General features: G+C 57.9%; 12 protein-coding genes. 9 read left to right on the top strand and 3 right to left on the bottom strand.

What is annotated here, in order from left to right; genetic code table 11:
- Positions 1-492: 492 nt before the first annotated feature.
- Complete coding sequence (locus QFZ60_RS06555; RefSeq protein ID WP_307093232.1) at positions 493-2,892, top strand: lysozyme; 2,400 nt, start codon at positions 493-495, stop codon at positions 2,890-2,892.
- A 266-nt stretch (positions 2,893-3,158) separates the two neighbouring features.
- Here the strand turns inward: QFZ60_RS06555 and rfbA are convergent, their stop codons facing one another.
- On the bottom strand, positions 3,159-4,046 hold the full coding sequence (gene rfbA, locus QFZ60_RS06550; protein WP_307089158.1) for a glucose-1-phosphate thymidylyltransferase RfbA: 888 nt from the start codon (positions 4,044-4,046) through the stop codon (positions 3,159-3,161).
- Between the two features lie 55 nt (positions 4,047-4,101).
- Between rfbA and rfbB the strand changes: the two genes are divergently transcribed.
- Genes rfbB through QFZ60_RS06530 form a run of 4 tightly spaced genes read left to right on the top strand, consistent with a single transcriptional unit; the run spans position 4,102 to position 7,678 of the window.
- Entirely contained in the window at positions 4,102-5,100 is a 999-nt protein-coding gene (gene rfbB / locus QFZ60_RS06545) for a dTDP-glucose 4,6-dehydratase (RefSeq protein WP_307089155.1), read from the top strand.
- Between the two features lie 3 nt (positions 5,101-5,103).
- On the top strand, positions 5,104-6,528 hold the full coding sequence (locus QFZ60_RS06540) for a bifunctional dTDP-4-dehydrorhamnose 3,5-epimerase family protein/NAD(P)-dependent oxidoreductase (protein ID WP_307089153.1): 1,425 nt from the start codon (positions 5,104-5,106) through the stop codon (positions 6,526-6,528).
- On the top strand, positions 6,525-7,256 hold the full coding sequence (locus QFZ60_RS06535) for a glycosyltransferase family 2 protein (RefSeq protein ID WP_307089151.1): 732 nt from the start codon (positions 6,525-6,527) through the stop codon (positions 7,254-7,256). Before QFZ60_RS06540 ends, QFZ60_RS06535 begins: the two co-directional genes overlap by 4 nt.
- A gap of 8 nt (positions 7,257-7,264) precedes the next feature.
- Positions 7,265-7,678, top strand: coding sequence for a DUF2304 domain-containing protein (locus QFZ60_RS06530; RefSeq protein WP_307089149.1), 414 nt, complete (start codon positions 7,265-7,267; stop codon positions 7,676-7,678).
- A 64-nt stretch (positions 7,679-7,742) separates the two neighbouring features.
- On the opposite strand, the gene QFZ60_RS06525 is transcribed toward QFZ60_RS06530, so the two are convergent.
- Positions 7,743-8,624 (bottom strand): glycosyltransferase, encoded by an 882-nt coding sequence (locus QFZ60_RS06525; RefSeq protein WP_307089147.1) that lies wholly within the window; start codon positions 8,622-8,624, stop codon positions 7,743-7,745.
- Positions 8,625-8,830: 206 nt separating this feature from the next.
- Here QFZ60_RS06525 and QFZ60_RS06520 point away from each other — a divergent pair, with 206 nt between their 5' ends.
- A complete protein-coding gene (locus QFZ60_RS06520; RefSeq protein ID WP_307089146.1) occupies positions 8,831-9,610 on the top strand; it encodes a glycosyltransferase in 780 nt (259 codons plus the stop codon).
- A 47-nt stretch (positions 9,611-9,657) separates the two neighbouring features.
- A complete protein-coding gene (locus QFZ60_RS06515; RefSeq protein WP_307089144.1) occupies positions 9,658-10,584 on the top strand; it encodes a glycosyltransferase in 927 nt (308 codons plus the stop codon).
- Between the two features lie 72 nt (positions 10,585-10,656).
- Here QFZ60_RS06515 and QFZ60_RS06510 read toward each other — a convergent pair whose 3' ends face one another.
- The gene (locus QFZ60_RS06510) at positions 10,657-11,661 is read right to left on the bottom strand and encodes a glycosyltransferase (RefSeq protein ID WP_307089143.1); all 1,005 of its coding nucleotides are present in this window, start codon (positions 11,659-11,661) and stop codon (positions 10,657-10,659) included.
- A 137-nt stretch (positions 11,662-11,798) separates the two neighbouring features.
- Here QFZ60_RS06510 and QFZ60_RS06505 point away from each other — a divergent pair, with 137 nt between their 5' ends.
- Both QFZ60_RS06505 and QFZ60_RS06500 read left to right on the top strand, forming a co-directional pair.
- Positions 11,799-13,019: a lipopolysaccharide biosynthesis protein gene (locus QFZ60_RS06505; RefSeq protein ID WP_307089141.1), complete on the top strand. Its 1,221-nt coding sequence runs from the start codon at positions 11,799-11,801 to the stop codon at positions 13,017-13,019.
- Between the two features lie 406 nt (positions 13,020-13,425).
- Positions 13,426-15,402: a DUF6541 family protein gene (locus QFZ60_RS06500; RefSeq protein WP_307089139.1), complete on the top strand. Its 1,977-nt coding sequence runs from the start codon at positions 13,426-13,428 to the stop codon at positions 15,400-15,402.
- Positions 15,403-15,429 lie beyond the last annotated feature (27 nt).

Raw genomic sequence — 15,429 nt, 5'->3', positions numbered from 1 at the left:
CGGCAAGAAGTAACAAATGGAACACTGGTCCCTCTAGCAACACGAGTGTTATGGTGAGCGCGTTATTTATCGAAATAGCACTATCAGGTGTCTTCCTGGGGGAATCACCTGAGCAGTATCCAAAGAGGCGCTTGGGGGAGCGCCGCATTGTCTTCCGGAGCACATATGAAGCGGAACCTGTCTCAGTCCCGTCGCCCACCCATGAAATCCCTTGGGATCGCCCTGTTAGCCGTCTCGTTGCTGAGCGGACCTGGCCTGGCCGGGGTCGCCTCCGCCGCAGAAGTCAGTCCAACACCGGCAGCACCGTCCCCAACATCGGCACCGGCGCCAACCACCTCCCCCAGCCCAACTGCCCTGCCCCAAAGCATGGCCGAAGTCGTTGGTACGGGCGGAGCTGAAATGGGTCAGCGTTCAGCCAGGGTCACGGCGTCAGCCGGGTCCGATCCAGCAAAGAAGCTAGGCGCCGAATCGCTCACAGCTCAGGGGACCTGGATGCCCTCCTTTGGCGTGCAAGGGCTTGATGTAAGCGGGCACCAACCCAGCGTGGACTGGCAGCAGCAGTGGAACATGGGTGCCAGGTTTGCCTACGTAAAAGCCTCCGAGGGCAACTACTTCACAAATGACCTTTTTAGTTCCCAATACCAAGGCGCGAGAAGCGTGGGTATGCTCCGCGGCGCCTACCACTTTGCCATTCCCAACTGGTCGTCCGGAGCCGACCAGGCCCGCTATTTCGTGAACAATGGCGGCGGCTGGTCCGCTGACGGTTATACCATGCCGCCAGTCCTGGATTTCGAGTTCAACCCATACGAGGGCAGAACCATAAACGGCTTCTACTTCGGGAACACTTGCTACGGCATGAGCCAAGGTCAACTTGCAGCTTGGGTGCAGGATTTTGGCAATACTATGAGGTCCCTGACGGGCCGGCTTCCCATGATCTACACGAACACCAGCTGGTGGAATCAGTGCTTGGGCAATCCTGCCGGTTTTGGTGACTATCCCTTGTGGGTCGCGGCCTACCCCTACTCGGCCACCAACGATGCCGGTGCCATCCCAACAGGAAGTTGGGGGACCTACAGCACATGGCAGTACAGCAGCACTGGGCCGTTTGCGGGCGACTCAAACGTATGGAATGGGGACTATGCCTCCTTGCGTACATTTGCGGGCGCCCCCTCTCCTGGCGGTTCCTTTGATGATATGTCGCTTCAACGCGATGGCTCAGTCGCGAAACTGAACGTTCGCGGCTGGGCGGTCGACTTTGCCAACTCATCTTCTTCGACACAGGCCCACGTCTATCTCACAGCTCCGGATGGTACTCGCAACCTATATGCCATTCCGGCAAATGTATCGCGCGCGGACGTGAACTTGGCATTGGCATTAAGCGGACAGCACGGCTTCGATCAGAGCATTCCCATTCAGAAGTCGGGCATATATCAAGCCTGTGCATACGCAATCGGGACATTCAGCAACTCTTTCCTAAGCTGCAAATCGACTGAGGCGAAAGGGGTTGAACCTCCAATTGGTTCCCTTGACGAGGCGAAGGAAGTACGAAGCCCGGATAAGGTCACACTGACGGTCCGTGGCTGGGCAATAGACGTGGTCAACCCATCGGCGTCGATCGAAACACGCGCGGACCTAACTGCGCCGGACGGCACGCGGACTTCGTACTCTATGACCGCTAATGTGTCCCGGCCTGACGTCGACCAGGTGTTGCATATGGGCGCCAACCATGGTTATCAGCGTGATATCGCCATCACAGCACCCGGCACTTACACTCTGTGCATGAACGCGGTTGGACAGTACAGCACATCGCAGGTCGGTTGCCGGCAGGTGTCTTTTGCCCCGGCTCCCGCTCCAATCGGAAGCCTCGACGAGTCGGCACTTATAAAGACTGCCACCACTGCAGCGCTGTCGGTCAAGGGCTGGGCTGTGGACGCTGGCGACCCAACCCGTTCAGTTACTGTTCACACATACGTGACGTCTCCTGACGGCTCAAGCAGGAGCTACCCCTTCACCGCTTCGCAACCACGAGCCGACGTGAACGCCGCCCTCGGCATCACGGGTAATCACGGGTATGCTGCCGCGATACCAATACAGTCGGCCGGGGCATACCAGGTGTGCACATACGCAATTGCTGTAAGCCCCCTTTCCTCCGGAAACTCATTCCTCGGCTGCCGCTCAGTCAGTGTTGGATCCGTTGATCCTCCTGTTGGCAGCTTGGACAGCCTCACGGTCGACAAAACGAGCACCTCGGCCTCTCTTACTGCTTCGGGGTGGGCACTCGACAGGTCCTACGCTACAAACTCCGTCGCTGTCCACGTTTACGTGACTGCGCCGGACGGCAGCATCAAGGCCTACCCCTTCGTCGCTTCACAACCGCGGGCAGACGTCAACACCGTAATGGGCGTAACAGGGGACCATGGCTACAAGGCTTCCATACCCATCAGCAGCCCAGGGATTTACACCCTGTGCGCCTACGCCATCGCCCCTAATCCGCTATCGACTTTGAACCCGCTTCTGGGTTGCCGCACAGTAGATGCGGGCAGAAGTGGAACACCAGTTGGCTACCTGGACTCAGTATCAGTCCGTTCCTCGAGTGGGGTTACGTCGTTGGAGGCCTCAGGCTGGACGTTCGACCCTGATGTCCCAGGCTCTCCCAATCCGGTACACGCCTACGTCACCGGCCCCGACGGAAAAACGTCAATCTCTGCGTTCACAACGACTGCTAACCGTCCCGACGTAAATCAAGCCTTTGGTATATCTGGCACTCACGGTTACACCGTTCAAGTCGCCGTAACGCAGCGGGGCGCCTACACCTTGTGCACCTATGGGATTGGAATATCCCCATTTACAACGGGGAACACTGCCTTGGGCTGTAGATCCTTGATCTACTAGAAAACACCAGTTGAAACCGAAAAGGAGAGCGGAGCCCCAGCTCCGCTCTCCTTTTCGTTAGATCTCAGAAATCTGTGAGTATCGACCATCGTCACTGCTGATCGCGCGAAATCGTTGGGTGGCGCGAAAAAACCTCCGGTCGCGTGGGTACCGTCCTGACTCCAAGCAGATGGAGCGATGTCTTCGAGCCTTCCCCGGTGGCTCTTCTGACGCCTCGCGGAACGCTTTCGGGCTTCTGGACCAACTGCCTCGTTGGTACCAACGGCTCAGTTCAATACAGTCGCATCAACTTGCTCCGCCAGCAATTCCAACAGGTAGGCACCGTAGCCGCTCTTGACCAGCGGCTCGGCCCTCTCGCGAAGCTCATCATCCGTCAGGAATCCCAGGCGCCAGGAGATTTCTTCCGGAGCACCTATCTTCAGCCCCTGCCGGTTTTCGACAGTGCGAATGAAGTTCGAAGCATCGTTAAGGTCATTGAAGGTTCCGGTATCAAGCCACGCCGTACCGCGCGGCAGGATCTCAACCTGCAGCTTCCCGGCATCCAAATACACGCGGTTGACATCGGTAATTTCCAGCTCGCCACGGGCAGAGGGTTTCAGGTTCTTGGCGATATCAACCACGTCGTTGTCGTAGAAATAGAGCCCCGGAACCGCGTAGTGACTCTTCGGAGCCGCCGGTTTCTCCTCGAGCGACAAAGCTTTGCCGTTGTCGTCGAACTCCACCACACCGTAAGCGGACGGATCCTTGACCCAATACCCGAAGACAGCTCCCCCCTCGATGGTTTTAAACCGGCGCAACTGGGTTCCCATCCCCTGGCCGTAAAAGATGTTGTCCCCCAGAACCAAAGCAACGTTGTCGCCTCCAATGTGGTCTGCACCCAGCACAAAGGCCTGTGCCAGTCCATCCGGAGACGGCTGCTGCTTGTAGGTGATGGAGACGCCAAAGCGGGAGCCGTCCCCCAGCAGGCGCTCAAACTGTTCTGCATCATGTGGCGTGGTGATGATGAGGATGTCCCGGATACCTGCCAGGATCAACGTCGACAGGGGGTAGTAGATCATCGGCTTGTCGTAGACGGGGACCAGCTGCTTGCTGACACCCAGCGTGATGGGATGAAGCCTGGAGCCGGTTCCGCCGGCGAGTATTATTCCGCGCATGCCCCCATCTTTCCCTTCGCTAAGGGCAGCAGCAAATCCGGTAGTCTAAGGAGTTATGCAGCGACTTCTAGTGACCGGCGGAGCCGGCTTCATCGGCTCAAACTTTGTCCACTATGTTCTTGAAAACACTGAGGACCATGTGACGGTTCTGGACAAGCTAACCTACGCCGGCAACCTTGAGTCGCTGAAGGACCTTCCCCAGGAGCGTTTCACCTTCGTTCAAGGTGATATCGCAGATGCAGCGCTTGTCGAGGGACTGGTAGAGGATTCCGACGTTGTAGTTCACTACGCTGCCGAATCGCACAACGACAACTCGTTGCACGATCCCCGCCCGTTCCTTGATACGAACATCATCGGCACGTACACCTTGATTGAAGCGGCACGTAAACACAATAAGCGCTTCCACCACATCTCCACTGATGAGGTCTACGGAGACCTGGAACTGGACGACCCTGAGCGCTTTACCGAGCAAACCCCTTACAACCCCTCCAGCCCGTACTCGTCCACCAAGGCAGGCTCTGATCTCCTGGTAAGGGCATGGGTACGCTCCTTCGGCCTTCAGGCCACCATCAGCAACTGCTCCAACAACTACGGCCCGTACCAGCATGTGGAGAAGTTCATCCCCCGGCAGATCACCAACGTGATCGACGGAATCCGTCCAAAGCTCTACGGCAAAGGCGAGAACGTCAGGGACTGGATCCATGCCAACGACCACTCCTCCGCCGTACTGGCCATCATTGCGAAGGGAACCATCGGCGAAACCTACCTGATCGGCGCCGACGGTGAGAAGAACAACAAAGACGTCGTCGAACTGATCCTCAAGCACATGGGCCAGTCGCCTGACGCTTACGACCACGTTGTTGACCGCCCGGGCCACGACCTGCGCTATGCCATTGACTCCACCAAGCTCCGCAACGAACTTGGCTGGGAGCCGCAGTTTTCGAATTTCGACGAAGGGATCGAAAACACCATCGCGTGGTACCGGGACAACGAGGCTTGGTGGCGCCCACAGAAAGCCGCCACGGAAGCCAAGTACAAGGAACAAGGCCAGTAGTCGATGTCGCTTGAGTTCGCCAAAAAGCTTGCCGCCCACGAAACCCCAATCCCTGGCGTCGTTCTTTACGACCTTCCCGTGCACGGCGACAACCGGGGATGGTTCAAGGAAAACTGGCAGCGCGAAAAGATGCTTGCTGTTGGGCTGCCGGACTTCCGGCCTGTCCAGAACAATATTTCCTTCAATGAGAAGGCCGGTACCACGCGCGGGATCCATGCGGAACCGTGGGACAAATTCATCTCGGTAGCCACAGGCCGGATTTTTGGTGCCTGGGTTGATCTTCGGGAAGGCCCCTCATTTGGGGCTGTTTTTACTGCCGAGCTGGATGCCAGCCAAGCCATCTTCATTCCACGCGGGGTGGGCAACGCCTTCCAAACCCTCGAGGACAACACGGCCTATACATACCTCGTGAACGACCACTGGTCAGCGGATGCGCAAGGGCAATACACCTTCCTCAATCTGGCAGACGAGACGGCTGCCATCGAGTGGCCGATTCCCCTTGCACAGGCGGAGCTATCGGAAAAGGACAAGGCACACCCGCGAATGGCGGACGTGGCACGGATGCCTGCCAAGAAGGTCCTTGTGGTAGGTGCAGACGGGCAGCTGGGCAAGGCTCTGCGCGGGGCGTACGACGGCGACGCAACAGTCGAGTTTGCAGGCCGGGCTGAGTTTGATCTCGCCTCCGCGGAAGCCTTTACCAACCGGAACTGGAACAATTACTCCACCATCGTCAATGCAGCGGCGTACACCGCTGTCGACGCTGCTGAAACGGCGGAAGGACGCGCCGCCGCCTGGGCCGTCAACGTAAGCGCGGTGGCGCAACTGGCCCGCGCCGCCGTCGAGCATAACCTCACCCTGGTCCACATCTCCTCGGACTATGTCTTTGACGGTACCCGGGAAGTCCACACCGAGGACGAAGCCTTCACACCCCTGGGCGTCTATGGGCAAACCAAGGCCGCCGGGGATGCTGTCGTGAGCGTTGTTCCCCGCCACTACATTGTGCGTACCAGTTGGGTCATCGGCGAAGGCAACAACTTTGTCCGCACCATGGCAAGCCTTGCAGCAAGAGGTGTAAAACCGTCCGTCGTGAACGACCAAACGGGGCGGTTGAGCTTCACCGACGACATCGCAGCCTTCATACGGCACCTGCTCGAGTCGAAAGCCCCCTACGGTGCCTACAATTTCAGTAACGACGGGCTCGTGAAAAGCTGGGCGGACATAGCTGCGGATGTTTACGAGCAGTCCGGAGCATCCAGACGAGACGTCTCCGGCGTGACGACCGCTGAATACTTCAAGGACAAGGCAGCTGCCCCGAGGCCACTGTCCAGTGTTCTCAGCCTTGCCAAAGCACAGTCAACAGGTTTTGATGTGGCAGATGCCGAAGCGCGGCTGACCGCCTACCTAAAGGCGGAAAACGATAAAGCATGACTCCCGCAGAGCAAGTCCACCGCACCCTGGTGATCATGCCGGCCTGGAATGAGTCGGAGGCCATAGGCAGCACCATCCGTGAGGTTTTCGAATTCGGACCCGACTGCGACGTCTTGGTTGTGGATGACGGCTCCCGTGACAATACGGCGCAGGTCGCCCGCCAGGCTGGCGCGCTGGTCGTACAACTCCCGTTCAACATGGGGGTGGGCGGTGCCATGAGGACCGGCTTCAAGTACGCCAAAATGCACGGCTACACGCGGGTAATTCAGGTCGACTCCGACGGCCAGCACGATCCACGCGACATCAAGGCCGTCCTCGATGGACTTCAGGACGCTGACATCGTCATCGGTGCCCGGTTTGCGGACAAAGGAAGCTACACTGTCCGCGGCCCGCGCAAGTGGGCAATGAAGGTGCTGGCCTGGACCGTATCAAGAATCGCCGGGACACAACTCACCGATGTCACCTCGGGATTCCGCGCAGCCAACGTGAAGGCAATCCGCCAGTATGTGGACCACTACCCTGCGGAGTACTTGGGAGACACCATAGATTCACTGGTTGTTGCCATCAGGTCGGGGTGCACTGTCCGTCAGGTAGGCGTCTCCATGCGTGAACGCCAGGGCGGAACGCCCAGCCATGACCCCATCAAAGCCGCCATCTACCTGGGTCGGTCCGCATTCGCCCTCCTCTTTGCACTGACGCGCAAGAAGAACGACGCCTCAACGAACTAGGAGTTCACATGGCCACCCTCGTTGGCTTTATTTTCGTGCTGGTCGTCCTGCTCATCATCTTTGAAATGCTTCGGCGCCGGCACTTGCGCGAAAAGTATGCTGTCCTTTGGATCGTTATCGGTATCGGCATGTTGGTCCTGGTTGCTTTCCCACAGCTCCTCTCCTGGGCGAGCGCCCTGCTCGGAGTGCAGGTGCCCTCCAACCTCCTCTTCGCCATGGCATTGCTGTTGCTCGTCCTGGTCTGTCTCCACCTGTCATTTGAGCAGTCCCAGGCTGAAGACGAGATCAGGGTATTGGCCGAAGAGGTGGGCATTCTTCGACTCAAGGTGCTTGAGCTGGAAGCCCATCAGGAGACTGACAATGCGCCGGATGCCGGATCGCAGCTCCCACCCCCCGGCAGCCCTCCCCAAAAGCCGGCTTAGCTTAAAGAAGAATCAGGTGGCGTCCCACAAGAGGGACGCCACCTGACTCGTTAAGACAAAAGGCCTAGGACACTACGTGCTTCAACAGCCTGGGCAGTGAATCGGTCTTTCCGATGGCCAACGAACGGGCCACCAGTGTAGCTGCGTTCAGCCTTGAGGTTGTGTGGAAAGCAGCGGCACGTGCTGTTCGTTGCCAGCCAAGCTCGCGGAAGCGCCGAGCCTGACCCTCGAAAAAGGCCCGTTCCTCATCAAAGCGGCGCCCGTCCAGAGCCTTCACTGACGAGTCCGACGCCGAGTGGCGCCGGTACAGGAATGCCAGGGTGGGATCAACTACCATCGAACCGTTTTCAGCAGCGATGTCAAGCAGGAGAGCGAGATCCTGTACGACGTGCAGGCCTTCTGTGAAGCCGATGCGCCGGATTACATCCGTCCGCCAGGCAAGGGAAGGAAAGTAGGCCCAGTCGGCCCGCATGAGACTAGTGGCCATCTTTTCGCCCTGCAGGAGGACCGGTTCCTTGGTCTTGGGGGCGTAGACCTTCTTCACAGCGTCGACCAACGGTGTGCAGGCAATGCCCTGTTCGTCAATGACCTGGACTCCCGGCTGCACCACGCTCGCCTCGGGGAACGTATCGAACGCCTTGGAGATGACATCGAGGTAATTCGGAAGCATGATGTCATCCGCGCCCATGACGACAACTATTGGTGCCTCCGCGAGGTCCAACGCCTTACGGTAGTTGCCGTTGGCTCCGAGGTTCTCCTCGTTCCTGAGATACGCGACTCGAGGGTCAGTTATCTCTGAGTACCATCGGGCGGGTTCCGGGTCAGGGTAGCCATCGTCGATTACGATCAACCGCCAGTCCTGGTTCTCCTGGTTCATCACGCTGCGGGCGGCAAGCTTCATCTGATCCACATCACCGTAGTACGGCAGCATAACGTCAACGGTCATAGACCTGGGATTCCTTCCGGTAGATTCAGCCGCTGCGAGATCCGCGGCTGAGACGCAACCCATCACGTGTTATCGGATTCCGGCGTGGGGACTGCGTCCTCACGATTATAGGGGACGGGGAGCGGCACAGCAGTCGAACATCCATTGCTAGACTTGCGCGGGTACTACCGTCCCGGATGCGGGAGAGAGAGAGTGGTTTTCTACCCATGCACGACGATTCAAAAACCGAGCCCCGGATAAGCGTCTGCATGGCCGCCTACAATGGTTCGCTTCACATTGAAGAGCAAATCTCCTCCATACTGTCCGAACTTGGCCCCCAGGATGAGCTCGTTATCGTGGATGACTGTTCCACTGATCGGACAATCGAATTGATTGCGGGAATGGTCGACCGGAGGATTCGTCTTGTACGTACCTCCAGGAACATGGGCTACGTCAAGACTTTCGAACGGGCACTACAAGAGGCCCGGGGCGAGTACGTTTTCCTCTCGGATCAAGACGACATCTGGATTCCGGGACGGGTTCAGCTTATGCTCGGCGCCCTGGAGGAAGTTGCTCTGGTTGTGAGCAACTGTAAGCACATAGAGGGGATCCCTGGCCGTTTCCAAAGTATCCGGCTCCGCGAAAAGGACTCGACGCACACTTTTCGTAATGCATTCGGGATCCTGGTTGGCTACCGATTGCATTGGGGCTGCGCTATGGCCTTCCGTCGTTCGCTGCTGGCGCAGGTACTTCCATTCCCCACCTACATGAAGGAATCGCACGACCAGTGGATCGCTATGGCGGGCATCGCAAATAGGTCTGTCCGCTACTTGGAAACGGACACGATACTTCATCGGCTCCATGGACAGAACCTCACCCCGAAGGGAATCCGTGGCTTTCGCCAAATCTTTGCGGCGCGTGTCGCTTTTCTTCGCAACTGGGTGACGGCAACGCGGAGAGCGAGGGGCGCCGCCCTGGCGCTGGACAGAAGTCCCATAGCCTCCTAGCCCCACGCCCCAACCATCCGATTCTGCAGATTGCGACCACCGACCCGATGACCAATGCCCGCAAAGATCCGGCCATTATTGCCGTGGTATCAGCGTTCAACCCTCCCTATGATTTGGTAGATCGGGTTCGGGGGCTTTCGAAACAGGTAAGCCATGTTGTGGTCGTCGATGATGGATCCGAAGACGGGGACGGTGAAATTTGGCGGAAGCTTGAAATTGTCGGCGCTGAAGTTATACATCACACCCAGAACCGAGGAATTGCCGCCGCACTCAACACAGGGATTGAGGCGGCATTCTCCTTCGATACTTACGGCTGGGTGCTCACAATGGATCAGGATTCAGAACTGACCGGCGGATACATCGAGAACTCGTTGATCACCTACAGGGCGGCCACTGCCAAAGGGGCCAAGGTTGGTCTGGTTGCACCTGGAACGCATAATGGCTATCCGGTTAAAATGCTTACGGGCTCTCAACGGATCCCGGAAGCCTTCGACCCCATGCAGTCCGGATGCCTCATCCCCGGCGACGTAATCAGGCAGGCAGGACAACTCGATGAGAGTCTGTTCATAGATTGCGTGGATACAGATTTCAATTCCAGGTTGCGGAGCCTGGGATATCTCCTGCCCGTCAGTCCGCGCTCGGACTTACGTCACGAACTTGGCAAGAAGACGAGCGTAAGAGTGTTCGACAGGGAAATCCAATTCCGGGGCCGCCCGCTGGCTTTGACCCATCACTCACCATTAAGGGTCTACTACATCACCCGTAACGCCATTGTCGTCAGCATACGCCACTTGCGTCACGACCCGGTGTGGATGCTCCGGAGACTGTGGATGGAAACCGAGAGTAATTTGATTCGCCTCGTGTTCGGGCCAAGCAGGCGCGCTTACGTTCTGGCTTGGCGCTTGGGCATCCGGGACGCACTGCGGCATGAGCTCGGGAAGGCCGATGAGGAGATCCTGAAACGGCTTCGCTGAAGACTTCAAAGCCCACGCTTAGGACACAGTATCAAGCCTCCATGGCCCGGGACCCCGGGATGGCCTGCCTGTTCAATCGCTCGGAGAGCTCGCCCGCTTAACGGCGTCCCCTCTTTTCAGGAGACCGGCAACATGTGTGAGGGCGGGCCCGAGTTCCATGCGCGAACTTGTAACGCCCTTCGCTAACAAAGCGAGAATCCTCGGAAGAGCGAAAACGCTGTCAAATGTATCAAGCGCTGCCGACAGGCCCTTGGTCCGAGCGGGTAACCGCTCTTCCAGAGTGCGCAACATGATCGCTTTCCAGCCGAAAGTCATCGTTGCCACCATCATTGCTACTGACTTGAAGGAGGAAGAACCTTCGTACCGTAATGCAAGCTCGCGGGCTCGACGTACGGACCTAACCGGGTTGAACGACTCTGTAGCCTCTCCGATTACATTCGACCCATGCTGGACGTAGTCCTGTACGACGTCGTCAATGATCTCATAACTGTCCCAAGCGGCTGCAGCGACACCTATCCAGTGATCATGGTTCTGCGTCAGGGTGGCGAGCTTTGGGAAGGGAAGAGCTACATCCAGCAATTCACGCCTAAAAAGGGATAACCCTCCCGTCACCTGGTTCTGCACGAGAAGGTCACAAATATCCGTACGCTGCCTATTAGTGGACGGAGAGATAACTTCCCCAGTGTCGGTTACTACCCGCGCCTGGCCCGAGACCAGCGAGACGTGCGCAAGACGGGGTATGAGCCGCTGAAGTTTTTCCGGATACCAGTAATCGTCCTGATCCGATAGCGCAACCCAAAGTGCGGACGGGTTAACGAGGGTCAGCCCACGCTCGAAGTTCCCGTAGAAGCCTAACCTCTTATCAAAGCCCGCGACCCGGAAGCGGACATCGTCGCACACGATATCGCGCACCAGACGCTGCACCTTCTCCGCTCCCCCGTCCGCGGTGATGACGCATTCAAAGTTCTCATGCGTCTGATTCCTAATCGACAAAAGCTGACGCTCGAACAAGATCGGATTCGGCTGGTAGGCAGCCAAGACTATTGTTCCGAAGGGGGCTGCAGCTTGAGGATCCACCCAGTGATGGTATCAGCCGTGTGAGGCCCTAGACTTGTTCACTGGCCCAGGCGGTTCCCGCGCAGCCAGGGACGGGACTGGAAGACTTTTGTACTAGGAGGAGCAGTGTGGGCCAGGGTGAACAGTAACAGCAAGTCATGAAAACAGTCATCAAACGTCTTGCCGGCTTCGCCGGTTTCCCGCTCTTGTCAGCCGTTGTTCCCCTTTTCGTTATGCCCATCCTGGCCAGGCTGGCCGGGGAGCAAGGGTGGTCCAGTATCAGCAGCGGGCTCGCCATCGGGATCTTTTCCTCGACCGTCATTGTCTTTGGCTGGAACATCGACGGTCCTGTCAGACTAGCGAGGACACCGCGCAGCGCTGAGCGCTTGGTCATCTACGGAGAGAGCCTCAGTTCCCGTTTGGTTCTCTGCGCTGTTGTATTTCCGATCACCACCCTCCTGGCGGGGGTTATATCGGCTCCATCACATCGTTTGGAAGCGATCCTGATAGCCCTTGCATCCGCTTCCGGCGGCTTGTCGCCCGCGTGGTATTTCATCGGAACAGGAAATCCGCGATTGCTGGGCTTCGTGGACACCATCCCCAGGGTTGTCGCATCTGTCGCCTCAATCCCGTTACTCCTCGTCACCGAACAGATCTGGACGTATGCGGTGATGCAACTGGCCGCCACAGCAGTCACACTGTGGTTTTTCTTTCAGGCTATTCCTGGGGCGCAGGGAAACCTTCCCAGCATCGTGTGGAGCCGGAAAGCCATCCAGCAGAATCTTCGGTCGCAGATGGCGGCAGCGGGCCTTAACCTCGCCGGGAACGCCTACGGTTCGACGCCGGTCCCAATTGCGACAGCAACGGTGTCAGGTACCGCTGCCAGCAACTTCGCTTCTGGTGACCAGCTTTACCGCTATGCCCTGTTCCCGGTGTCGGTTCTTGCCAACGCATTCCAAAGTTGGACCCTTGAAGTTGCCGGCGAAGCCGGCCGACGCCGCCAACTCGCTGCTATCACGGCTCACACAATATTGGGGATCGTGGGCGGGGTTTTGTTGGCCTCCCTCGGCCCCCTCGTGTCAGGGCTGATGTTTGGCCCTAACCTCGCAACTAACCAGCTCACGGCCATTTTTTACGGGTTGGCTTTGTGCTTCTTGAGCATCGCGGCCCCCCTTCAGCGCAACCTCCTGATACCGAACGGCCGGGGCGCATACGTGTTTTGGGTCACGGTGACGGCGGCGGCGACCGGAGTAACCACGATGCTGGTTTTTGGTCAGCTGAACTTTGTCGAAGGCATCGCTTTCGGGATGGCTGCGAGCGAGGCGCTGGTGCTCATACTGTTGCTCCCAGCGTCGATAAAAACGTTCCGGGCCAACTGACGGCCAAAAGTCGAAGTCACCAAACGGAGGAAGCGGGCCCCTGGGAGCGGTAGGGTGTCGACGACCGAAACGCCCGCGTTCTGCGGCTAGGATGGGGTCTGCGCCAAAGCCACGGAAGTCGGGCACCTGGACTATGGCTGGTTCACTCCGAACGGTTCAGCGCACCTCGGGAAAAGACTTGAGGGCTTTGGACAATCAGGCGTCGCATACTCGCTTCCCAGTGAAGCTAGGACTAATTCGTCACACGCGTACATAGGTCAAGTTGGAAGTGCCAACTGATCACGCAGAACGACTGGAAGGTACTTGTCGTGCAAAAAAACACCACTCGGTGTCCAGGCCAGGGGAAGTCGCCCTTACCCGCACCGCGGACCTCCGGTGGGCAGATACGACAGGCCTGGGATTCGTGATGTCTTGGGTCGCAGCACTACCCACAATAGCGATCGCGGCAGGACTAATCTTTATTCCCGGCTGGGCGGCTGCCCGCGCGATGGGTTTCATAGGGTTCGAAGCAATTGGACTGGCGCCGGCGTTCTCGACAGCTATTTGTGGTGGCTTTGGAGTCATCTCTGGTGCTGTAGGCATCCCGTGGTCTCCGTTGACCTTTGCAATTGCCTCAATCGCTTCCGTGGCATTGGCCTACGGGCTGGGGAGACTGCCAGTTGTTCCAACAACCGCTAAACGCCTGCGTCCTGGCCACTTCAACAGTGCTGTAGTACCGATTGCAACCGCTTTGTCTATTGCAGCAGCTGCCCTGATTGGAGGCGCCCGGCTTGTGCGGCTGTATGGCGCGCCGGACCATATCGCGCAAGTTTTCGACAATGTCTTTCATCTGAACGCTATCCGCTACATCCTGGAGTCAGGAAACGCATCATCGCTCACTCTGGCCTCCTTTCAGGGTAATAGTGGCCTCGAGGCTATATATCCTGCTGCGTGGCACGCATTCGCCGCCACCGTAGTGCAAATTTCAAGCGCCGATCTTCACGTGGCGGAGAACGCTCTAAATCTTGTCATCGGGGCATTGGTGTGGCCGGTTTCCTCCGTATTTTTCGTTCAGCTGGTCATTTCGCGTCACCCCTTGGCTAGCTTGTCTGCCGCTTTACTCTCCGTCAGTCAGATCGCTTTCCCATTCCTGATGAACGTTTGGGGACCGCTCTTTCCTTATGCTTTGGCGGTCAGCCTGCTGCCTGTCGCACTGGCAATCACTGCGGCACTCGTTGGTCTGTCCAGGACTGAAAGCACGTCTCGCATTAGATGGGCTCTGGCCCTCATTCCGGTTGTCGGCGGCATAGGTACGGCGCACATGAGCAGCTTCAACACGCTGATTGCACTCGCGTCTCCGCTCTTAATCCTCGCTTGGTGGAACTACCTCCGGTCTGTCCGCACTTCAAGTTGGCGCTCCAAGCGCGCTTTAGTTTTTATTGCCGTCTCAGTCACGGCTCCGCTGCTGGTCATCGCTTCCTGGACAAAGATCCGCCCTGCCCTTTACGACAATTGGGGTCCGACCGTGCGCTCGGGGGCGGCGCTGGGCGAGGTCCTGACCAACAGCACAATGCAGGAAGCGGCAGCTTGGATAGTATCGTTACTGGCGCTGGCCGGGATGGTTGCAGGTTTCCGGGAAAAGAGGCATCGCTGGTTGACGGCCAGCTACGCAGTGGCTGCTGCACTGTACGTTGTGGATGCAGCTTGGTCCAAGGGATTCTGGCGGGACTTCATAACTGGAACGTGGTACCAGGATACATACCGTCTCGCAGCGCTCCTGCCCATCCTTGTGACTCCCCTTGCGGCCTACGGCACATTGGCGCTTTGGCGTCAAAGCCTCGTGGCCCTGGCGCACCGCACCTCAGGACGTCGCCATCTGGCTATCGCCCTACCGGCTCTTCTTTCGGTGGTGGCGGCAGCTGTACCAGTCCTGGCTGCTTTCCACGGTCCGGTCGGAGCATACATCGCAAGGACCAAGGCGGTGTACAGCCTGGATGAAAATTCCGCCATTTTATCAAAGCAGGAATTAGCACTGACAGAACGTCTTGGCCAGCATGTTCCAAAAGGTGTCAAAATTGCCGATAATCCTTGGAATGGAAGCTCCTGGGCGTACGCTTTTGGCGGCAGCGAGGTTCTGACTCCGCACCTTTTCGCCACCCCGGATCCTGACCGGACCCTTATTTCACAACGCCTAAAGGATGCTGCCTCCGACCCAGCTGTGTGCAAGGCGCTACGCAACCAAAATGTCCAATATGTGCTGGACTTTGGCAGTCATTACCTCTTGAATTTGCCGCCTAGTGCTGACTACCCAGGCGTAACTGATATTGGAGAGCACGCCGGTTTCCAGGAAGTGGATTCTGAAGGGCCAGCAGCCAAGCTATACAAAATCACCGCATGCGGTTAGGAGCCCCGGGGGCTGAAGGGGACGTTA

It is taken from the genome of Arthrobacter sp. B2I5 (assembly GCF_030816735.1).
Lineage (GTDB): Bacteria > Actinomycetota > Actinomycetes > Actinomycetales > Micrococcaceae > Arthrobacter.
The sequence above is the reverse complement of the archived record's forward strand: the minus strand, read 5'-3'. Positions and strand labels throughout refer to the sequence as shown.

What these genes read in the sequence shown, in the direction of transcription:
- QFZ60_RS06540 (WP_307089153.1), top strand. Translation starts at nt 5,104, where the DNA reads ATGTCGCTTGAGTTCGCCAAAAAGCTTGCCGCCCACGAAACCCCAATC.
- QFZ60_RS06530 (WP_307089149.1), top strand. Translation starts at nt 7,265, where the DNA reads ATGGCCACCCTCGTTGGCTTTATTTTCGTGCTGGTCGTCCTGCTCATC.
- QFZ60_RS06535 (WP_307089151.1), top strand. Translation starts at nt 6,525, where the DNA reads ATGACTCCCGCAGAGCAAGTCCACCGCACCCTGGTGATCATGCCGGCC.
- QFZ60_RS06520 (WP_307089146.1), top strand. Translation starts at nt 8,831, where the DNA reads ATGCACGACGATTCAAAAACCGAGCCCCGGATAAGCGTCTGCATGGCC.
- QFZ60_RS06515 (WP_307089144.1), top strand. Translation starts at nt 9,658, where the DNA reads ATGACCAATGCCCGCAAAGATCCGGCCATTATTGCCGTGGTATCAGCG.
- QFZ60_RS06555 (WP_307093232.1), top strand. Translation starts at nt 493, where the DNA reads ATGCCCTCCTTTGGCGTGCAAGGGCTTGATGTAAGCGGGCACCAACCC.
- rfbA (WP_307089158.1), bottom strand. Translation starts at nt 4,046, where the DNA reads ATGCGCGGAATAATACTCGCCGGCGGAACCGGCTCCAGGCTTCATCCC.
- rfbB (WP_307089155.1), top strand. Translation starts at nt 4,102, where the DNA reads ATGCAGCGACTTCTAGTGACCGGCGGAGCCGGCTTCATCGGCTCAAAC.
- QFZ60_RS06525 (WP_307089147.1), bottom strand. Translation starts at nt 8,624, where the DNA reads ATGACCGTTGACGTTATGCTGCCGTACTACGGTGATGTGGATCAGATG.
- QFZ60_RS06505 (WP_307089141.1), top strand. Translation starts at nt 11,799, where the DNA reads ATGAAAACAGTCATCAAACGTCTTGCCGGCTTCGCCGGTTTCCCGCTC.
- QFZ60_RS06500 (WP_307089139.1), top strand. Translation starts at nt 13,426, where the DNA reads ATGTCTTGGGTCGCAGCACTACCCACAATAGCGATCGCGGCAGGACTA.